Source organism: Kitasatospora sp. NPDC001119 (assembly GCF_053598475.1).
In genome coordinates, this window is record NZ_JBSFKI010000025.1 from 18,039 (window position 1) to 37,250 (window position 19,212).

Below are 19,212 nucleotides of genomic sequence, written 5' to 3' on the forward strand. Positions count from 1 at the left end.
CCGGTCCGGCGGGTTGTGCGACCGGTGTGAAACCTGTGGCGTGTGATGCGCCGGTCGTGCGCCCCGCGCGCGCTCCCGGCGCGGTGCGCGTGCCTCGATCGGCGTCCGGGTCGCGTCACTGATACCCTGGTATCCCGTGGACCGGCGGGATCAAACGCCCCGGACCAGCCGAACCGACGACCCAGTGAGCGCCGCGCACCGAGCCGGCCTCCCGTCACGGCGAACCCCGAGCCTCCCGCCCACGTCTGCTTCGACACGCGACCCACGGGAGCCCCCTCTTGGCACAGCCCCATTCCGGCAAGGCAGCGAACGGCCGCGCCGTGACGACCAAGCACCTCTTCGTCACCGGGGGTGTCGCCTCTTCGCTCGGAAAGGGGCTGACCGCCTCCAGCCTCGGCGCGCTGCTCAAGGCCCGCGGCCTGCGCGTGACGATGCAGAAGCTCGACCCCTACCTCAACGTGGACCCGGGCACCATGAACCCGTTCCAGCACGGTGAGGTGTTCGTCACCGACGACGGCGCCGAGACCGACCTGGACATCGGTCACTACGAGCGGTTCCTGGACACCAACCTGCACGGCTCGGCGAACGTCACCACCGGCCAGGTGTACTCGACGGTCATCGCCAAGGAGCGCCGCGGCGAGTACCTGGGCGACACCGTCCAGGTCATCCCGCACATCACCAACGAGATCAAGTCCCGGATCCGCCGGATGGCGACCGAGGACGTCGACGTCGTGATCACCGAGGTCGGCGGCACCGTCGGCGACATCGAGTCGCTGCCGTTCCTGGAGGCCGTCCGCCAGGTCCGCCACGAGGTCGGCCGGGACAACGTGTTCTTCGTGCACGTCTCCCTGCTGCCGTACATCGGCCCCTCGGGCGAGCTGAAGACCAAGCCCACCCAGCACTCCGTCGCCGCGCTGCGCAACATCGGCATCCAGCCCGACGCGATCGTGCTGCGCGCCGACCGCGAGGTCCCGCAGGCGATCAAGCGCAAGATCTCGCTGATGTGCGACGTGGACGAGGAGGCCGTGGTCGCGGCCATCGACGCCAAGTCGATCTACGACATCCCCAAGGTGCTGCACGGCGAGGGCCTGGACGCGTACGTGGTGCGCCGTCTGGACCTGCCGTTCCGCGACGTCGACTGGACCACCTGGGACGACCTGCTGCGCCGCGTCCACGAGCCGCAGCACATCGTCAAGGTCGCCCTGGTCGGCAAGTACATCGACCTGCCGGACGCGTACCTGTCGGTGACCGAGGCGCTGCGCGCCGGCGGCTTCGCCAACAACGCCCGGGTCGAGATCAAGTGGGTCACCTCGGACGACTGCGAGACCCCCGAGGGCGCCCGGGCGCAGCTCGGCGACGTCGACGCGATCTGCATCCCCGGCGGCTTCGGCGACCGCGGCGTCAACGGCAAGGTCGGCGCGATCACCTTCGCCCGCGAGAACAAGGTGCCGCTGCTGGGCCTGTGCCTGGGCCTGCAGTGCGTGGTCATCGAGGCGGCCCGAAACCTGGCCGGCCTGCCCGAGGCCAACTCCACCGAGTTCGACGCCGCCGCCAAGCACCCGGTCGTCTCCACGATGGCCGAGCAGCTGGCCATCGTCGACGGCAAGGGCGACCTGGGCGGCACCATGCGCCTGGGCCTGTACCCGGCCAAGCTCGCCGAGGGCTCGATCGTCCGTGAGGTCTACGGCGGCGAGCAGTACGTCGAGGAGCGCCACCGCCACCGCTACGAGGTCAACAACGCCTACCGCGCGGACCTGGAGAAGACCGGCCTGGAGTTCTCCGGCCTCTCTCCCAAGGGCGACCTGGTCGAGTACGTCGAGTACCCGCGCGAGGTGCACCCCTACCTGGTGGCCACCCAGGCCCACCCGGAGCTGAAGTCCCGCCCGACCCGCCCGCACCCGCTGTTCGCGGGCCTGGTCAAGGCGGCCATCGAGATCAAGACCGCGGTCTCCGAGTAGTCCTCCCCGGTCGTTCACCGAACGGCGGCCCCGCGATTCCCGCGGGGCCGCCGTTCGGCGTTAGATTGTGTCGTACTGACGAAAAGGGGAGAGCGATGGACGAGCAGAGCCGCCAGGGGATCGCCGACGTGGCCGAGGAGTGGGAGGTCCGGGCCGGCGGGACGCCCTTCCAGGGCAAGGTCACCGGGGTCCGCAGCGAGGAGGTCCGGATGCCCGACGGCAGCTGGGCCCGCCGCGACTACCAGACCCACCCCGGCTCGGTCTCGGTGCTCGCCCTGGACGACGAGCAGCGGGTGCTGGTGCTGCGCCAGTACCGCCACCCGGTGCGCCAGCGGCTGTGGGAGCTGCCCGCCGGCCTGCTCGACGTGCCCGGCGAGAACCCGTGGCACGCCGCGCAGCGCGAGCTGTACGAGGAGGCGTACTGCAAGGCCGGCACCTGGCGGATCCTCGCCGACTACTACACCTCCCCGGGCGGCACCGACGAGGCGCTGCGGATGTTCCTCGCCACCGACCTGGCGCCGGCCGAGGGCGAGCGCTACGCGGCCCAGGGCGAGGAGCAGGAGATCGAGGTCGCCTGGGTGCCGGTGCCGGAGCTGATCCGGCTGATCCAGGCCGGGAAGCTGCACAACCCGACCCTGGTCACCGGCACCCTCGCCGTGCACGCCGCGCTCACCGGCCCGGACGGGCTGGACGCGCTGCGCCCGGCGGACTCGCCCTGGCCGGCCCGCCCCTTCGAGGCCTGAGTCGGCCGGTCGGGGGACGGCCGGCCGCCGGTCGTTGAGTCGTTGGGGTGATTTGCGGATTCGTACGACCGGATGTCACCTCGGCTGAGCCGGACGGTCGAACTACGCTTCGCAGACAGGGCGCCCGTCCCGGGCCGCCTCCGCTGAACTCCGGAGGCCGGGCACCGGAAGCCGGGTGTCGGATGCCGAGCGCGGGATGACGTCGGGAGTGGCACGGGTGGCGAGGAAGACGGCGACGATGGACCCCGGCCCCGGCGCGCCCGCCGGGGCCGTCCCGGGCCTGGAGCGGCTGCCGGCCGCACCCACGCTGTTCGTCGGGCGGCGCGCCGAACTGGCCGCGCTGCGGGCGGCCGCCGCCCGCCCGGCGAGCGGGCGCTGCCCGGTGCTGGTGCTGGCCGGGCGCCCCGGCTCCGGACGGACCGTACTGGCCGCCCGCTTCGCCCGTACCGTCGCCGCCGACTACCCGGACGGCGTGCTGTTCGTCCGGCTGTCCGCCCCGGACGGCGGCCGGGTGCCGCCCGCCCGGGCCGCCCGGCTGCTGCTGGAGCAGCTCGACCCGCAGACCGCCGTGCCGCTGCCCGGGACGGGCGAGGACGGGCGGGACGAGCCGGGCTGCGTGGCGCTGCGCGAGGCGCTCGCCGGGCTGCGGGTGCTGCTCGTCCTGGACGACGTCCGGGACGCCGGGCAGGTGTGGCCGCTGCTCGCCGACGAACCGGGCTGCCTGGTGCTCGCCACCACGGCCGGGCCGCTCACCGGGATCGAGGACATCGACCCGGTGATCCTCGGCGGGCTGGACCGGCAGGCCTCCGGCGAGCTGCTGGCCGACCTGGTCGGCGGCACCCGGATCTCCTGCGACCCGGTCGGCGGGGCGGACCTCGCCGAGGCCTGCGCCTCCCGGCCGGCCGCGCTGCGGCTGATGGCGGGGTGGCTGCGCGGGAACCCGAAGATCGCGGTCACGGAGGCGGCGCGCGAGCTCAACCGGGTGGTGGGGGAGGAGACGGCGGTCACGGGGGCCGTCGCGGAGCCGGCCGCGGGCGGCGAGGCCGCCGCGGTTGCTTCGTCGAAGGAGAAGGAGAAGGAGAAGGGGAGGGCGCCGAAGAAGAAGGAGGGGGAGCGGGCGGCCAAGGCCTCCGGTGCCCCTTCGGCCGGGCCCGCCGGAGCGGCCGGAGCCGCCGGGCCGGGCGGGGCCGCTCGGGGCCCCTCGGGGAAGGCGGCCCCGGGGAAGCCGGCGGAGGGCCGGGCCGGTGAGCCCGCCGCGGCCGCCGCCGCGGTGACCGAGTCGGCCGGTGACCCGGCGGCCTGGGTGAAGCCCGGCCCGGAGCCGGCCGAGCCGGTGCCCGTCCCCGACAACGATCCGCTGCTCGGCGCGTTCAGCCTGCTGTACCGCGGGCTGCCGGCCGCCCAGGCGCGGATGCTGCGCACCCTCACCCTGGCCCCGGCGCAGACCGCCGACCCGCGCACCGCCTCCGCCCTGGTCGGCTGCCCGGTGCCGGACGCGGCCGCGACGCTGGCCGCGCTGGCCGAGCGGGAGCTGCTCGGCGAGGAGGCGCCGACCGCCGACGGCACCCCGCGCTACCGGGTGCCCGGGCGGCTCTACCCCCGACTGGTCCGGCTGCGCGAGCAGGAGGACCGGCCCACCGAGACCGAGCTGGCCCGGGCCCGGCTGCTGGAGCGGCTGGTCCGGCTCACCGAGTCGGCCCGCGCGCTGCTCGACCCGGCGGCCGGCCCCGGCTCCGGCCAGGACCCGCTGCCCGCCCCGCTGCGGCTGCGCTCGGCCGCGCACGCCCGCGAGTGGCTGCTCGGCGAGCGGGAGCTGCTGCTCGGCGCGGTGGCCGACGCGATCGGCCAGGGCGACCTGGACGGATCGGCCGGGCGGCTGGTCACCGCGTTGCTGCGGGCCCTGCCGCTGACCGGAGCCGCCGCCCCCACCGACCTCTACCGGCTGCACGAGCTGGTGCTGACCGTCGCCGAGCGCAACGGCCGGCCCCGCCGGGCCTCGGCCGCGCTGCTCAACCTGGGCGACCTCCAGGCCTCGGCGGGCCGCTGGGAGCAGGCCGCCGCCCACTACCGGGCCGCCCTGGAGCACGCCCGGAGGGCCGACGACGAACCGCTCTGCGCCCGGGCCCTGGAGAGCGCCGCCAACTGCCACCGGGCGCTGGGCGACGCGGTGCGGGCCGCCGACTGGTACGGCCGGGCGCTCGGCCTGCGGCAGGCGCTCGGGGACCACGCGGCCGAGGCCCGGCTGCTCGCCCGGGTGGCCGAGGCGCACACCGCGCAGCGCCGCTTCGACGAGGCCGACCGGGAGTACCGGGCCGCGCTCGCGGTGCTGCGCCGGCTGGGCGACGAGCGGGGCCTGGAGGCCGTCGGGGGAGCCCTCGCGGACCTGCGGGAACGCGTCGACGCCGGGTGGTGATGGGCCTTTCGGAGGTATTGTCGGAAGTGCCCGGTTACGACGTCTTTGGTGGGTAAGTCGCAGGGGAAGCCTACGAATCTGCCAATGTGTTCGGAAAATTTATTCACTTTGGAAGGCTGACACGCCGCCTGGGCTTCATTACACTCGAACTCAGTCGCGCAGCGATCCCGGCCCCGGGCTGTCCCGGAGGCTTCCCCACGTGCGCGTCGCCCACCGGTCTTCTCCGGTCGGGACCCCCATGGCAAGAGGACGTGTTTAGCCGTGAAGGTCGGCATCCCCCGCGAGGTCAAGAACCACGAGTACCGCGTGGCCATCACGCCCGCCGGCGTGCATGAGCTGGTCCGCAACGGACACGAGGTCTACATCGAGGACAACGCCGGAGTCGGCTCCTCGATCCCGAACGAGGAGTACGTGGCCGCCGGCGCCACCATCCTCCCCACCGCCGACGAGGTGTGGGCCACCGCCGACCTGCTGCTGAAGGTCAAGGAGCCCATCGCCTCCGAGTACCACCGGCTGCGCAAGGGCCAGACCCTCTTCACGTACCTCCACCTGGCGGCCGACCGGGCCGGCACCGACGCGCTGATCGCCTCGGGCACCACCGCCATCGCGTACGAGACCGTGCAGCTGTCGAACGGCGCGCTGCCGCTGCTCGCCCCGATGTCCGAGGTCGCGGGCCGTCTGGCCCCGCAGGTCGGCTCGTACCACCTGATGCGTCCGGCCGGCGGCCGCGGCACCCTGCCGGGCGGCGTGCCCGGCACCCACCCGGCCAAGGCCGTCGTCATCGGTGGCGGCGTCTCCGGCTGGCACGCGGCCACCATCGCCGTCGGCATGGGTTACGAGGTGACCCTGCTGGACCGCGACATCAACAAGCTGCGCGAGGCCGACCGCATCTTCGGCACCAAGGTCAAGACCATCGTCTCGAACTCCTTCGAGCTGGAGAAGGCCGTCCTGGAGGCCGACCTGGTGGTCGGCGCCGTGCTGATCCCGGGCGCCAAGGCCCCGAAGCTGGTCACCAACGAGCTGGTCTCCCGCATGAAGCCGGGCTCCGTGCTCGTCGACATCGCCATCGACCAGGGCGGCTGCTTCGAGGACTCGCACGCCACCACGCACGACGACCCGACCTTCAAGGTCCACAACTCGGTCTTCTACTGCGTGGCCAACATGCCGGGCGCCGTCCCGAACACCTCCACCTACGCGCTGACCAACGCCACCATGCCGTACGTGCTGGAGCTGGCCAACCGCGGCTGGAAGGACGCGCTGCGCCGCGACGCCGCGCTCGCCAAGGGCCTGAACGTGCACGAGGGCCAGATCACCTTCCCGGCCGTGGCCGAGGCCTTCGGCCTGGAGTCGGTCTCCCTGGAGAGCGTGCTCGCCTGAACCCCCTGACCGCCCGGCGGTCGTTCGCCCCCGACCCGATCCCTTCGGGCCGGGGGCTTCGCCGTGCCCGTGAACGGCGGGTGGATCGGGTAGGTCGCTCTGTCGTCAATGTCTGTCGGTCACGTCACCCGCCCGCAGAAACGTTGGGGCCGGTGACCCGCTCATCCCTTGACAGCAGCCCGCTCGATAGTCGACACATCCTGCCCACTACCGTGGATTGTGTTGCTGCGAACGCCTTGAACGGCCTAGAGTCGCAAACCGTCGGCATGCTGCCACGCTGACGAATCGACATAGAGTCCTGGATGCCCAAGGAGGTAAGACGACTTGTGAATGAGTCGACAATTGCTCCCGGGGGTGGTCAGCCAGGACTGGCGGCGCTCACCGCCGGCCAGCCGAGTGAGGAGCCCGGGGCCCGGCAGCCCTCCGTGGGCTCGGCCGAGGTCGGCTCGGTCGCACTCCGTACTTTCGAAGCACGCCAGAACACAGCACAGGTGACCACGGTGACCGATCACGACGCCGACTTGGCGGCCTACGGCCTGGCCTACGGCGAGTTCGCCTACGGCGCCTACGACGACCCGGACGCCGAGTACGAGCCGGACCCGGAGTACGCCGCCACGCTGGCCCCCGACGCCGCGCGCCAGCGCCGCGAGCGGGTCGGCCCGACCGGCCGTCCGCTGCCGTACTTCCCGATCCCCGCGCCGGTCGCCGAGCACGGCCCCGCCCAGATCATCGCCATGTGCAACCAGAAGGGCGGCGTCGGCAAGACCACGTCGACCATCAACCTGGGCGCGGCGCTGGCCGAGTACGGCCGCCGGGTGCTGCTCGTCGACTTCGACCCGCAGGGCGCGCTCTCGGTCGGCCTCGGCGTCAACCCGATGGAGCTCGACGTCACCGTCTACAACCTGCTCATGGAGCGGGGCCTGACGGCCGACGAGGTGCTGCTGAAGACGGCGGTCCCGGGGATGGACCTGCTGCCGTCCAACATCGACCTCTCCGCCGCCGAGGTGCAGCTGGTCAGCGAGGTGGCCCGGGAGTCCGCGCTGGCGCGCGCCCTGAAGCCGCTGCTGCCCGACTACGACTACGTCATCATCGACTGCCAGCCCTCGCTGGGCCTGCTGACGGTCAATGCGCTGACGGCCGCTCACAGCGTGATCGTCCCGCTGGAGTGCGAGTTCTTCGCGCTGCGCGGTGTCGCGCTGCTGACCGAGACCATCGAGAAGGTCTGCGAGCGGCTCAACCCCGACCTGCGCCTGGACGGCATCCTGGCCACCATGTACGACTCGCGCACCGTGCACAGCCGCGAGGTGCTGGCACGCGTCGTCGAGGCGTTCGGCGAGCACGTCTTCCACACCGTCATCGGGCGGACCGTGCGCTTCCCGGAGACCACCGTCGCCGGCGAGCCCATCACGACGTACGCGACCAACTCGGTCGGTGCCGCCGCCTACCGCCAGCTCGCCAGGGAGGTGCTCGACCGGTGCCGCCCCGCCGAGTGAGTCTCCCGGGTGCCGACGAGCTGTTCCGGACCACGGGAGGGATGGCGCTGTCGCCTTCCCTCGCGCCGCGTCCGGCCGCCGAGGCATCCAGACCGGAGACCGCGCGGACCGTCAACGGCCGACCGGACGGCGCCGAGGGCACCGAGGCCGCCCAGGGCGCCCAGGACGACCGGCAGGTGACGCCGGAGCAGCAGGCGGGCGCCTCGGTGCCGGCGCCCGCGCAGCGGTCCGGAGCGGGCGTCGGGCCCGCCGCAGGCGTCGCCGCGGCCGGGCAGGCCGTCCAGGGCGGCCGGAGTGCCGCCCCGGCGGCCCGCACCCACCAGGGCGCCGCCGAGGAGCCGTCCGGTGCCGCCGGCCGTGCCCGGCCGCGCGGCCGCGCGCCGCGCCGGCCCAGCGGGCGCGAGCGGCACGACGAGAAGATCACGGTGTACGTGTCCGCCGAGGAGCTCATGGACCTGGAGCACGCCCGGCTGGTGCTGCGCGGCGAGCACGGCCTGGCCGTGGACCGCGGGCGGATCGTCCGGGAGGCCATCGCGGTCGTCCTGGCGGACCTGGAGCAGCGGGGCGAGGCCTCGATCCTGGTGCGGCGGCTGCGCGGCCGGTAGGCGGCGCGGAAGGGCGGCCGGCGGTTGCGCCGGGCGTCGAGGGGGGCCGCGGGCCCGGCGTGGGGAGGCCGCCGGAGCCGTGTCGGGCGCCGCAGGGCGCCGCAAGGGCGGCAGGAGGCCCGCGGGACGCGGGCCGGAGGGCCGGTGACGTCCCGGGTGCCGGAGGGCCGTGTCGGGCGCCGCAGGGGCGTTCCCGGGGCCCGGGGGACCCACCGTGGCCTGTTCGACGGGACGAGTGCGTGCGGACGGGCTCGTACGGGCCGGTGAGCGCCGGGCGGGCGCCGGTCCGGGGCGCGGGTGGCACGGCGTGTCGGTCGGCCCCCGGGCGGGGCCGGAGGCGGCGACGGGTGAAGATGGACCGTCATGCCCAGAACCGCCGGACCAGCCGCCACCGTCACCGCCACCACAGCCGCGAGCGCGACCGAGAACGAGTCGCGGGGCGGCTTCCGGGTACGGCTGGACAACTTCGAAGGCCCCTTCGACCTGCTGCTCAGCCTGATCGCCAAGCACCGGATGGACGTCACCGAGGTGGCGCTGGCCACCGTGACCGACGAGTTCATGGCGCACATCCGGGCGATGGGCCCCGACTGGGACCTGGACGCGGCGACCGAGTTCCTGGTGGTGGCCGCCACCCTGCTCGACCTCAAGGCCGCCCGGCTGCTGCCGGTGGCGGAGGTCGAGGACGAGGCCGACCTGGCCCTGCTGGAGGCCCGTGACCTGCTGTTCGCGCGGCTGCTCCAGTACCGGGCGTACAAGCGGGCGGCGGCGCTGTTCGGCGAACGCTGGGCGGCCGAGCTGCTGCGCCGGCCCCGGACCGCCGCCCTGGAGCCCCGGCACGCGGAGCTGCTGCCGGAGGTCGTCCTCGGCATCGGGCCGCGGCGGCTGGCCGAGCTGGCGGCCAAGGCGATGGAGCCCAGGCCCGCGCCGGTCGTGTACGTGGACCACATCCACACCCCGCCGGTGAGCGTGCGGGAGCAGGCCTCCCTGGTGGTGGGACTGCTCACCGAGCTGGGCGAGGCCTCGTTCCGGCGGCTGGTGGAGGACGCGCCGGACGACCTGGTGGTGGTCGCCCGCTTCCTGGCGCTGCTGGAGCTGTACCGGGAGCGGGTGCTCGCCTTCGAGCAGCCGGAGGCGCTCGGCGAGCTGCTGGTGCGCTGGGTGGCCGAGGAGGGGCGGAGCGCGGTCGAGGTGACGGACGAGTTCGACCGGCCGGCCGGTGAGGCCGGTGGAGATGGCGGGGTCGGCGGAGACGGCGGGGTCGAGGAGGGTCGGCGGCGATGAGCGGACGGGACGAGGGCGGGCGGCCGGTGCGGCGCCCGCTGGGAATGCCGGGGCGGCCGAGGGCCGAGGAGTGGCTGGAGCCGGCCTTCGCGCTGCTGCCGGACCCGGTGGAGCCCGCGGGGCCGGTCGGGCCGGTGGAGCCGGCCGGGGCGGTCGTCGTGCACCAGAAGTCGGCCCCGCCGGCCTCCGGTGCCGAGGGGCCCGACGACGCCGGGCTGCGGGCCGACCTGGAGGCCGTGCTGATGGTCGTCGACGAGCCGGTGGCGGAGGAGCGGCTGGCCGGGGTGCTGGAGCGGCCCCGGGCCGAGGTGGCGGCCGCGCTGCGCGAGCTGTCCGCCGAGTACACGGCCCAGGGCCGCGGTTTCGACCTGCGGCTGGTCGCGGGCGGCTGGCGGTTCTACAGCCGGGACACCTGTTCCGCGGCCGTCGACCGCTTCCTCCTGGACGGCCGGCAGGCCCGGCTCAGCCAGGCCGCACTGGAGACCCTGGCGGTGATCGCCTACCGGCAGCCGGTGTCCAGATCCCGGGTTTCCGCCGTCCGTGGTGTGAACTGTGACGGCGTGATGCGTACCCTGGTACAGCGAGGACTGGTGGAAGAGGCCGGATCCGAGCCCGAAACAGGTGCGATCCTGTATCGGACGACGAACTACTTCCTGGAACGGATGGGGCTCCGCGGCCTGGACGAGCTGCCGGAGCTCGCTCCCTTCCTGCCCGAGGTCGACGACGTGGAAGCGGAGTCCCTGGAGGGCACGATGATCGCGGAGGCGGTCGCCGCCGCTGCCGCGCAGGCCGCGGACGGCAGTGGCGAGGCCGGTCGGGCCGGGCCCGATCGGTAGGGGGCGGTGAGGTCGGCCGAAACGACCGCACATCCCAGACGGAACGACGTACGGACACTTTGATGCGTAGCAGTGGCAACGGCAGGAACAGCAGCGGCGGCGGTAGCGGTCGCGGCGGACAGGGCGGGGGCCGGGGCGGCGGCTCCTCCTACGGCAGCGGCGGCGGCGGTAGCCGCGGCGGCTCGGGCTCGCGCGGGGGTTCGTACGGCGGCGGCAGTGGCGGCGGCTCCTCCTACGGCGGCGGCCGTGGCGGTTCGGGTTCGGGTTCGAGCGCGGGTTCGCGCGGCGGCTCGTTCGGCCGTGACGACCGGCGCGACGACCGCCGTCGGGACGACCGTCGGGACGACCGCCGCTACCCGGACCGCCCGCTGCGGCCCGAGGAGCGCCGGTACGACCGCCCCGAGTACGGCGGCGGCCCCAACGCCACCCCGGCCCGCGGCGGCTACGCCGGCCGGCGCCCCAGCCCGGCCCCGCGCCCGCGCCGTGAGGGCCAGGGCGCCCCGGGCGACCCGCGCCGTCAGCCGCAGCGCTCGCGTGAGCTGCAGGCCAAGATCGAGGACGCCGTCCTCGCCCGGCACGACAAGCCGGCCGTCAAGCTGCCCAAGACCTTCGGCGAGCCCGAGGGCGAGCGCCTCCAGAAGGTGCTGGCCCGGGCCGGCATCGGCAGCCGCCGCGCCTGCGAGGAGCTGATCGAGCAGGGCCGGGTCGAGGTCAACGGCAAGCGCGTCACCGAGCAGGGCAAGCGGGTCGACCCGCAGAACGACGAGATCAAGGTGGACGGCCTGACCGTCGCCACCCAGTCGTACCTGTTCTTCGCGCTGAACAAGCCGGCCGGCGTGGTCTCCACCATGGAGGACCCGGACGGCCGCCAGTGCCTGGGCGACTACGTGACCAACCGGGAGACCCGGCTGTTCCACGTCGGCCGCCTGGACACCGAGACCGAGGGCATCATCCTGCTCACCAACCACGGTGAGCTGGCCCACCGCCTCACCCACCCGCGCTACGGCGTGACCAAGACCTACCTGGCCGCGATCCAGGGCCCGATCCCGCGCGACCTCGGCAAGCGGCTGGCCCAGGGCGTGGAGCTGGAGGACGGTTACGCGCGCGCCGACAGCTTCAAGGTCATCTCCAACATCGGCAAGAACTACATGGTCGAGGTGACCCTGCACGAGGGCCGCAAGCACATCGTCCGCCGGATGCTGGCCGAGGCCGGCTTCCCGGTCGAGAAGCTGGTGCGCACCCACTTCGGCCCGATCGCCCTGGGCGACCAGAAGTCGGGCTGGCTGCGCCGCCTGACCAACCCGGAGGTCGGCCAGCTGATGCGCGAGGTCGGCCTGTAGGCCCCGTCCGCTCCACCGGAGCCCCCGGTCGCACGTGCTGCGGCCGGGGGCTCCGGCGTTCCCGCGGCGGGGTCGGGTCGGCGTGCGGGCGTCCGTGCGCGGACGCCCGGTGCGGATGTGCTGTGGGGATGTCCGGGGGCGGATGTCCACGTTTCGGACGGGTCGTGTGAGCCGGGACGCAACCGCTGGTCACGGCCTTGTCAGCGCCATGATCCGTGGCCGAGGATGGCCACCGGAGCGCCGCCCCGCCCGGTGGCGGGACTGCGCCAGCACGGGGTGCGCGGGTCGGGGCGGGAGCGGCCGACGGAAACGGGCGAGCAGGGGGAGAGGGCGTCGTGTCCGATGCAGCACTGGGGCGGGCCGGCGGACAGGCCCTCGGCGCGCTGGGACTGGCGGAGCCGGACGGGCAGGTCTACGCGGCCCTGGTGGCCAGCCCGCAGTCCACGGCGGAGGAGCTGGCGGAGAGCTGCGGGCTGACGTTCCAGCAGAGCGTGCGGGCCCTGGACCGGTTGGCGCAGCAGGGCATGGCCACCCGGGCGCCGGTGGACCGGCACCGCTACCTGCCCGTCCCCCCGGACGTCGCGATCGGCACCCTGATCGGCCACCGGGAGTCGGAGCTGCGCTACGCCCGGGCCGAGATGCACCGGCTGATGGACGCCTTCCGGGAGGCCTCGCGGTACACCGACCCGGCGCACTCGGTGGAGGTGCTGACCGGCGGTGAGGCGATCGCCCAGCGGCTGGAGCACATCACCGAGACCAGCCAGTACCAGGTGCGCGGCTTCGACCGCCCGCCGTACATCCAGGACCCGGTGGCGCCGTTGACCCTGCAGCGGCGGCGGCTGCGCGAGGGCGTGAAGTTCCGGACGGTCTACGACCGGGAGGCGGTGGCCTGGCCGGGGCGGCTGGAGAAGAACATCCTGGTCGGCGTCGAGGACGGCGAGGAGGCGCGGGTCCGGCCGACGCTGCCGATGAAGATGATCATCTCGGACGACCGGATGGCGATCATCCCGATCAGCGTCGGCGACAGCGTGCTGGACGCCGCGTACGTGATCCACCCCTCGGCGCTGCTCCAGGCGCTGGACACGCTGTTCGAGGCGGAGTGGGAGCGGGCCGTCCGCCTGCAGGCGGCGGTCGGCACCGAGGACGCCGGGTCGGAGCCGGAGACCGACCACCGCAAGCTGCTGGGCCTGCTGGCGGCCGGTCTCACCGACGAGTCGATCGCCCGGTCGCTCGGCTGGAGCGCCCGGACCACCCAGCGCCGCCTCCAGAGCCTGATGCGCTCGCTGGGCGCCACCACCCGCTTCCAGGCCGGGATGGCGGCCCGGGAGCGGGGGTGGCTGTAGCGGGGACGGGAGGCTCCGTCAGCTCCAGGGGCTGAGCGAGGCCCAGCGGCCGTCCGGGCCGCGCTCGACCTTCTCCAGGCCGACCACGGCGGTGCGGTTCAGCCGCCCGTAGATGTGCGGGAACAGCACGCCCGGAGTGGCACCCGGCGGCGGGGCGCCGTGCGGGGCCTCCCACTTCACCATCGGCTCCACCAGCGACTCCTCGATCAGCAGCGCCATCAGCGGGTCGGGGGTGTCGGAGAAGAAGGCGTTGGCCACCGCGAGCGCCGTCCGCTCGTCCGCCGAGCAGTGGATGAACCCGTCGGTGAGCAGCGACGCGGTGGCGTACGGGCGGCCGGGGTCGGACAGCCAGTCGTCCAGGGGGGCGAGGTGGAGGATCATGGTTCCTTTTCTACCCGTTGTCTCCGGATTGGTCCTGGGGTGCCGCCCGCGGCGGTCAGAGCCCGGCCACCTTGGCGGAGGCGGACACCTCGTACACCAGGGTGAGGGTGCGCCGGGCGCCGGGGGCGAGCGGGACGTCCCAGCGGACGATGCCCTCGGCGTCGAAGGAGTCCGGCGCCGGGGAGCACTCCTCCTTGCGCAGCCGCACCTCGACCGCCGACACCTCGGAGACCGGAACCCGCTCGCGCACCGTGACGACCCGCTCGTCGCGCTCCTCCGGGCCGGAGAAGCGGGACAGGTGCAGCCGGACCGTCCGGGTGGTGGTCTGGCGGCCGGTGAGGCCGGCGGTGGCCTGGCGCTCCTCGCTCTCCCGCACCACCCGGTAGCCGTCCGAACTGCTGAAGGACAGCTCGGCCTCGGCGCCGGCGGCGGTGAAGCGCAGCTCGCCGCGGCCGGTGAAGCCGCTGCCGCGGACCAGCTCGACCGGGCCGGACAGCAGCGGGTGCCCGGCCGCGTTGCGGAACCGGACCACCTGGGTGACCAGCGGGGACAGCTCCGGGGCGCAGGCGTACTCGCTGCCCGCCGGGCCGGTGAAGGCGCCCAGCGGCACCCGGTGCGCGCGGCCGTCGGAGGGCACGGTCGCGGGGGCGGGGGCGGGCAGCACCCGGACCTCGCCGCCGTCGTCCACGCCCGGCACCCGGGAGGCCGGGCCCAGGACGGCGACCGCCTCCTCGCGCAGCTCGACCTCGACCGTGCGGCGCTCCTCGTCGGTGCGCTCGCGCAGCACTAGGACGTCCTCGGCCACCGCGGGCGGGGCGGTGGCGAGGGCGGAGCGGGCGGTGGAGAAGGTGAGCCGGGCGTTCGTCCAGTCCTCGCCGGTGCGCTGCCAGACCACCGCCTCCGACTCCAGGCGCAGCTCGCCGCCGTCCAGGGTCGCCCGGTAGGAGGGCCGCCACAGCGCGCAGGGCACCAGGTGGGAGACGGTCAGCTCGGCGGGGCCGGGCCGGGCCGCCTCGACCGTGAGCTCCAGGTGGGCGGTCAGCTCGACCGGGTCCTCCTCGGCCTCGTCCAGGGCGGTCAGGGCCTGCGAGCGCTCCTCCTCCAGGCGGCGCAGCCGGGAGTGGGTGGCGCGCAGCTCCTCGCCGTAGCGCTCGCGCTCGGCGTCCACCCGGTCGAGCTCCCGGGCCCAGCGGTTGGGTTCGAGCTCGCCGAGGCCCGCCGCCTCGCCGATCTCGCGCAGCAGGTCCGCGGAGAGCTGGGCGAGCAGGGCCAGCCGGGCCTCCAGCCGGGCCCGGGCCTGGTCGGCCAGCCGGCTCTCGGCGTCCAGCCGGTGCAGCCGGTGGCGCAGGTCGGAGTCCTCCGGGCCGGGCGGCAGCGGGGCGCGCGGGGCCCAGCCGCGCACCAGCCGGGACTCCAGCACCCGGACGCCGTCGGTGCCGGACTCGACGCGCAGGGTGCGGTCGACGGCGAGGGCGGTGAGCGGGCCGAGGCGCAGCCGCTGCACGCCCGCGGCGAGCGCGACCGTGGTGCCGCGCTCGACCTGGCCGCGGTCCTCCAGGCAGGTCACGGCGGTGACGGGGAGGGGAAGGGTGACGGGGAGGGGACGGGTCTCGACGGTCATCGCTCAGTTCCTCCGGTTTCCGCCGACGATGGCCTTTCCGGCCGGGATCTTGATCAGGTAGCCGCCGTCCAGCTCGGTGCGTCCGCCCGGCGGCAGGTCGACCCGCCAGAGCCGGGTGCTGGGCGGGCAGTTCGGCGTGGAGACGGTCGGGGCGTGCCAGTCGGCCCGCTCCTCGATCCGGATCTCGGCGTCGGAGCCGACCGGCACCCGCTCGCGGACCTCCACCGTGACAGCGCGTCCGAGCCGGTTGGCCAGCTGGACGTGCACCCGGTGGTCGAGGACGGTGCTGTTGCCCTTCAGCATGCCGGTGGTGGACTCGTGCAGCTCGGTGCGGCGCGCCACCTCGATGCTCTCGGCGACACCGATGCCCAGCCGACGGGTGCCGCCGGGGGCCAGCGTGGGCAGGGCGGCGGTGAGCAGGAACTCGTCGTCCACGGTGACCTCGGTCGGGCCCGCCAGGACGGCCTGGTCGGTGCGGTTGGCGAGCACCAGGGTCGCGTACACCTTCTCCTCGACGGCGGGGACGGTGACGTACTCGGGGCGGACGGCGAGCGGGATCTCACCGACGGTGACGGTGTGCCAGGTGCCGTCGGACGGGATGTCGGCGGGGGCGGCGGCGTCGAAGCGGTGGTCGAAGGAGCCGGCCGACTCGCGGGGCGGGACGGCGTGCCGGGGGAGGGCGAGGGTGCGGAGCTGTGTGGTGCCGCTGCCGCCGGGTGCTGTCCAGGCGGGTTCCTCGTACTCGAATCGCTCGAACCGTGCGGTCTGTGCGGTTCGTTCGGTTCGTTCGGGGCGGGGGTGCAGGGTGCCGCGCCGGGCGGCGGGCTCCTCGGGGCCGGCCAGGACGAGGTCGGGGTAGTCGAGCAGGGTGGCGTCCGGGGCGAGGCCGGGTGGCGGCGGGGGCGGGGCGGCGTGGCCGACGCGGCGGCGGGCCTCCCCGGGCGGGAAGCCGCCCGGGCCCTGCGGCGGCGGCGCGGCGGCGGCGACCGGGTAAGGGGTGGGCGGCGGGGCGCCGTAGCCGGCGAAGCCACCGGGGGCGATCGGGGAGCCCGGCTCGATCGGGGCACCGGGTGGCGCGGGCATCGGCTGGTCGGCGTTCAGCAGGCCGCCTCCGCCGTACGGGACGGTGGGGGCGAACTGCTCCTCGGCCGCGAAGGCCTCGGCCCGGGAGCCGCCCGGACGGACGCCGCCGAGGCGGGCGGAGCGGGGCGCCACGGCGGCCGACACCGCGATCGGGGTCTCGCGTCGCGGGGCGGGGCGGTCGGCGCCGGCCGCGTCGTAGCCGGTGAAGAGGTCGGCCAGGCCGGCCGGGGGCTCGCGCCAGCCGGAGGGCGGCGGGGCGGGCTGGCTGCGGCCGATCCGCAGCGAGGCGAGCCGGGGCAGGTCGGTGCGGCGGTCGAGGTCGGCGGTGGACAGGGCGAGGCGCACGCCCGTCCAGTCCTCGCCGGTGCGCTGGGCGACGGCGGCGCGCAGGACCAGGTGGGCCGTGTCGGCGCCGGTCCGGTAGGACAGCCGGTAGGCCGGGACCCAGCGGGCGGCGGGGACGCCGTACTCCAGTTCCAGCTCCATGGCCTGGTCGTGGTCGTGGCCCTGGTCCTGGTCGGGGTGGGTGCTCGCGGTGGTGAGGGTGAGCAGGACGGTGGTGCTGGTGCCGACCGGTTCGGTCCGGTCGGCGGTGGATGCCCGCTCCAGCCGGTCGGCGGCCAGGTCGCGCTCGTGGTCGGCGAGTTCCAGCTGCCGGGTGAGCTCCTCGGCGCGCTCCTGGAGCCGGGCCAGCCGCTCCTCGACGAAGTCGGCGAGCTCCAGCCAGGCGTCGGCGGGCGTGCGGCGCAGCGGTTCGTCGCGTCGGCGCTGCGGGGGGACGGCGCGCAGCGCGGCGGTCTCGGCGATCGAGGCCTGGACCAGTCGCAGGCGTTCGCCGAGCGCGCTACGGCGCTCGTTGGCCTCGTCCAAGTCCCGCTTCAGTTCCGGGAGTTCGTCCGGTTCACGGAGTTCGGCGAGCAGCTCCAGCCGGGCCTCGGTGACGGCGGCGCCGGCCGGTCCGGCGAGCACCCGGGCGCGCAGCGAGCGGCCGTCCAGGGCGGCGGGCAGGCCGGTCAGCCGCAGCCGTCCGCCGGGCGGGACCGGGACGGTCGCCCGCCGGCGGCACACCGCGCCCTCGGCGTACACGACGACGGAGTCCAGGACCGACGGGTGGGCCGGTACGGCCGGCGGTTTCGACTGCCCGCTCCGGCCGCTGTGCTGATCGTCCATGCGCAACCCCTTCGTTCGCGTGTCGCCCGCCGCGTGGCGCTCGTCGTGCTGTCCTGCTGTTCCCGCGGTGCTCGCCCGTGCCTTCCCCTTTCCCGGGCGGCCAGTCTGCCCGGCTTCGGGGCGGACGTCGCAGGATTTCCGGGTGCGGCGCGTGCACTGTGTGGGACGGGGGCGGGCGCGTCGCGGTTGCCGGTGCCGGAAGCTGCCGGGGCCGCCCCCGTGGTTGCCGGGTGGCGGGTGGGGACTTGGGCGGGGCGGATGAGGGAGGATGGGGCGCGGGTGCTCCCGGACGGTTCCGGCACCTGTCGAGAATCGTGATGAGGAGAGCGACCCGCCATGCGCACTGCCGTCGTCGTCGGCACCGGACTGATCGGCACCTCCGCCGCGCTCGCCCTGACCGCTCGCGGGCTGACCGTCCACCTGGAGGACGCCGACCCGGACGCGGCCCGCACCGCCGAGTCGCTCGGCGCGGGCATCACCGACCCGGTCGACGGCCCGGTGGACCTGGCGATCATCGCCGTGCCGCCCGCGCTGGTCGGCAAGGTGCTCGCCGACTGCCAGCGCCGCAACCTGGCCCACTGGTACACCGACGTCGCCAGCGTGAAGGCCGGCCCGGGCAGCGAGGTCGCCGAGCTCGGCTGCGACACCGTCCACTACATCGGTAGTCACCCGATGGCCGGCCGCGAGCGCTCCGGCCCGCTGGCCGCCCGCGCCGACATCTTCGAGGGCCGCCCCTGGGTGCTCACCCCGACCGCGGACACCGACACCGAGACGCTCAACGCCGCGCTGGAGCTGGTCGCGCTCTGCGGCGCGGTGCCGATCGTGATGGACGCCGCCGAGCACGACCGGGCGGTCGCCCTGGTCTCGCACGCCCCGCAGCTGGTCTCCTCGCTGGTCGCGGCCCGCCTGGAGAACGCCGACGAGACCGCCATAAGGCTCTCCGGCCAGGGCGTGCGCGACGTCACCAGGATCGCCGCCTCCAACCCCGGCATGTGGGTCGACATCCTCTCCGCCAACGCCGGCGCCGTCGCCGACGTGCTGGAGGGGGTCGCCCGCGACCTCGGCGAGACCGTCACCGCGCTGCGCGCCATGCAGGCCGCCGAGGAGGGCGAGCGGCGGGTGGGCGCGGCCGGGATCGAGGCGGTCATGCGGCGCGGCAACACCGGCCAGGCCCGCATTCCCGGCAAGCACGGCGCGCCGCCCACCCGCTACGAGACCCTGGCGGTCGTGCTGGGCGACCAGCCGGGCGAGCTGGGCCGGCTGTTCGGGGAGGTCGGCGAGGCCGGGGTCAACATCGAGGACGTCGTCATCGAGCACTCGACCGGGCAGCAGGTCGGCTTCGTCCAGCTGTCGGTGGCGCCGACGGCGGTGAAGCGGCTGACCAAGGCGCTGCGGGCGAGCGGCTGGAGCGTACGGGACTGAGGTGCGGGGCGTGCGGGGCTGAGGTGCGGGGCCGGTCGGGGCGGGCCGGAGGGGCCTGGCGGTCGGGCCTGGTTTCGGGCTTGGTCTCGGGCCTGGTCCCGGGCCCGGAGGTCGGCCGACCGGCGGCGGAGCGGGTCACGGCGGCG

The 19,212-nt window shown here is 74.9% G+C and carries 14 protein-coding genes; 11 read left to right on the forward strand and 3 right to left on the reverse strand.

Annotation, left to right across the window (positions count from 1 at the left end):
* The first annotated feature begins 278 nt into the window (after positions 1 to 278).
* The 10 genes from ACWDD9_RS28100 to ACWDD9_RS28145 all read left to right on the forward strand — a co-directional run bounded on the left by ACWDD9_RS28100 (position 279) and on the right by ACWDD9_RS28145 (position 13,389).
* On the forward strand, positions 279 to 1,958 hold the full coding sequence (locus tag ACWDD9_RS28100) for a CTP synthase (RefSeq protein ID WP_375875575.1): 1,680 nt from the start codon (positions 279 to 281) through the stop codon (positions 1,956 to 1,958).
* 95 nt (positions 1,959 to 2,053) lie between these two features.
* The gene (locus tag ACWDD9_RS28105) at positions 2,054 to 2,701 is read left to right on the forward strand and encodes an NUDIX domain-containing protein (protein WP_117490101.1); all 648 of its coding nucleotides are present in this window, start codon (positions 2,054 to 2,056) and stop codon (positions 2,699 to 2,701) included.
* 217 nt (positions 2,702 to 2,918) lie between these two features.
* Complete coding sequence (locus ACWDD9_RS28110) at positions 2,919 to 5,114, forward strand: tetratricopeptide repeat protein (protein WP_380781871.1); 2,196 nt, start codon at positions 2,919 to 2,921, stop codon at positions 5,112 to 5,114.
* Positions 5,115 to 5,375: 261 nt separating this feature from the next.
* Complete coding sequence (ald, locus tag ACWDD9_RS28115) at positions 5,376 to 6,491, forward strand: alanine dehydrogenase (protein WP_049659955.1); 1,116 nt, start codon at positions 5,376 to 5,378, stop codon at positions 6,489 to 6,491.
* A gap of 425 nt (positions 6,492 to 6,916) precedes the next feature.
* The gene (locus ACWDD9_RS28120) at positions 6,917 to 7,984 is read left to right on the forward strand and encodes a ParA family protein (RefSeq protein WP_369808367.1); all 1,068 of its coding nucleotides are present in this window, start codon (positions 6,917 to 6,919) and stop codon (positions 7,982 to 7,984) included.
* A 41-nt stretch (positions 7,985 to 8,025) separates the two neighbouring features.
* Complete coding sequence (locus ACWDD9_RS28125; protein ID WP_074004691.1) at positions 8,026 to 8,589, forward strand: hypothetical protein; 564 nt, start codon at positions 8,026 to 8,028, stop codon at positions 8,587 to 8,589.
* A 363-nt stretch (positions 8,590 to 8,952) separates the two neighbouring features.
* Entirely contained in the window at positions 8,953 to 9,870 is a 918-nt protein-coding gene (locus ACWDD9_RS28130; RefSeq protein ID WP_375875578.1) for a segregation and condensation protein A, read from the forward strand.
* A complete protein-coding gene (scpB, locus tag ACWDD9_RS28135) occupies positions 9,867 to 10,706 on the forward strand; it encodes an SMC-Scp complex subunit ScpB (RefSeq protein WP_375875580.1) in 840 nt (279 codons plus the stop codon). The genes ACWDD9_RS28130 and scpB overlap by 4 nt, the downstream gene beginning before the upstream one ends.
* Before the next feature lie 62 nt (positions 10,707 to 10,768).
* Entirely contained in the window at positions 10,769 to 12,046 is a 1,278-nt protein-coding gene (locus tag ACWDD9_RS28140; RefSeq protein ID WP_449813052.1) for a pseudouridine synthase, read from the forward strand.
* A gap of 335 nt (positions 12,047 to 12,381) precedes the next feature.
* A complete protein-coding gene (locus tag ACWDD9_RS28145) occupies positions 12,382 to 13,389 on the forward strand; it encodes a helix-turn-helix domain-containing protein (RefSeq protein WP_049659479.1) in 1,008 nt (335 codons plus the stop codon).
* Between the two features lie 18 nt (positions 13,390 to 13,407).
* Here the strand turns inward: ACWDD9_RS28145 and ACWDD9_RS28150 are convergent, their stop codons facing one another.
* Genes ACWDD9_RS28150 through ACWDD9_RS28160 form a run of 3 tightly spaced genes read right to left on the reverse strand, consistent with a single transcriptional unit; the run spans position 13,408 to position 17,644 of the window.
* Positions 13,408 to 13,770 (reverse strand): DUF952 domain-containing protein, encoded by a 363-nt coding sequence (locus ACWDD9_RS28150; RefSeq protein WP_049659481.1) that lies wholly within the window; start codon positions 13,768 to 13,770, stop codon positions 13,408 to 13,410.
* Between the two features lie 55 nt (positions 13,771 to 13,825).
* Positions 13,826 to 15,391, reverse strand: a complete 1,566-nt coding sequence (locus ACWDD9_RS28155; RefSeq protein WP_449813053.1) for a mucoidy inhibitor MuiA family protein — start codon at positions 15,389 to 15,391, stop codon at positions 13,826 to 13,828.
* 3 nt (positions 15,392 to 15,394) lie between these two features.
* Entirely contained in the window at positions 15,395 to 17,644 is a 2,250-nt protein-coding gene (locus ACWDD9_RS28160; protein ID WP_449813054.1) for a mucoidy inhibitor MuiA family protein, read from the reverse strand.
* A gap of 336 nt (positions 17,645 to 17,980) precedes the next feature.
* Between ACWDD9_RS28160 and ACWDD9_RS28165 the strand changes: the two genes are divergently transcribed.
* On the forward strand, positions 17,981 to 19,066 hold the full coding sequence (locus ACWDD9_RS28165; RefSeq protein WP_449813055.1) for a prephenate dehydrogenase: 1,086 nt from the start codon (positions 17,981 to 17,983) through the stop codon (positions 19,064 to 19,066).
* Positions 19,067 to 19,212 lie beyond the last annotated feature (146 nt).

Excerpts from the sequence above, each read along its gene's own strand:
- ACWDD9_RS28105 (WP_117490101.1), top strand. The coding sequence starts at position 2,054 with ATGGACGAGCAGAGCCGCCAGGGGATCGCCGACGTGGCCGAGGAGTGG.
- ACWDD9_RS28125 (WP_074004691.1), top strand. The coding sequence starts at position 8,026 with ATGGCGCTGTCGCCTTCCCTCGCGCCGCGTCCGGCCGCCGAGGCATCC.
- ACWDD9_RS28130 (WP_375875578.1), top strand. The coding sequence starts at position 8,953 with ATGCCCAGAACCGCCGGACCAGCCGCCACCGTCACCGCCACCACAGCC.
- scpB (WP_375875580.1), top strand. The coding sequence starts at position 9,867 with ATGAGCGGACGGGACGAGGGCGGGCGGCCGGTGCGGCGCCCGCTGGGA.
- ACWDD9_RS28140 (WP_449813052.1), top strand. The coding sequence starts at position 10,769 with ATGCGTAGCAGTGGCAACGGCAGGAACAGCAGCGGCGGCGGTAGCGGT.
- ACWDD9_RS28150 (WP_049659481.1), bottom strand. The coding sequence starts at position 13,770 with ATGATCCTCCACCTCGCCCCCCTGGACGACTGGCTGTCCGACCCCGGC.
- ACWDD9_RS28155 (WP_449813053.1), bottom strand. The coding sequence starts at position 15,391 with ATGACCGTCGAGACCCGTCCCCTCCCCGTCACCCTTCCCCTCCCCGTC.
- ACWDD9_RS28160 (WP_449813054.1), bottom strand. The coding sequence starts at position 17,644 with ATGGACGATCAGCACAGCGGCCGGAGCGGGCAGTCGAAACCGCCGGCC.
- ACWDD9_RS28165 (WP_449813055.1), top strand. The coding sequence starts at position 17,981 with ATGCGCACTGCCGTCGTCGTCGGCACCGGACTGATCGGCACCTCCGCC.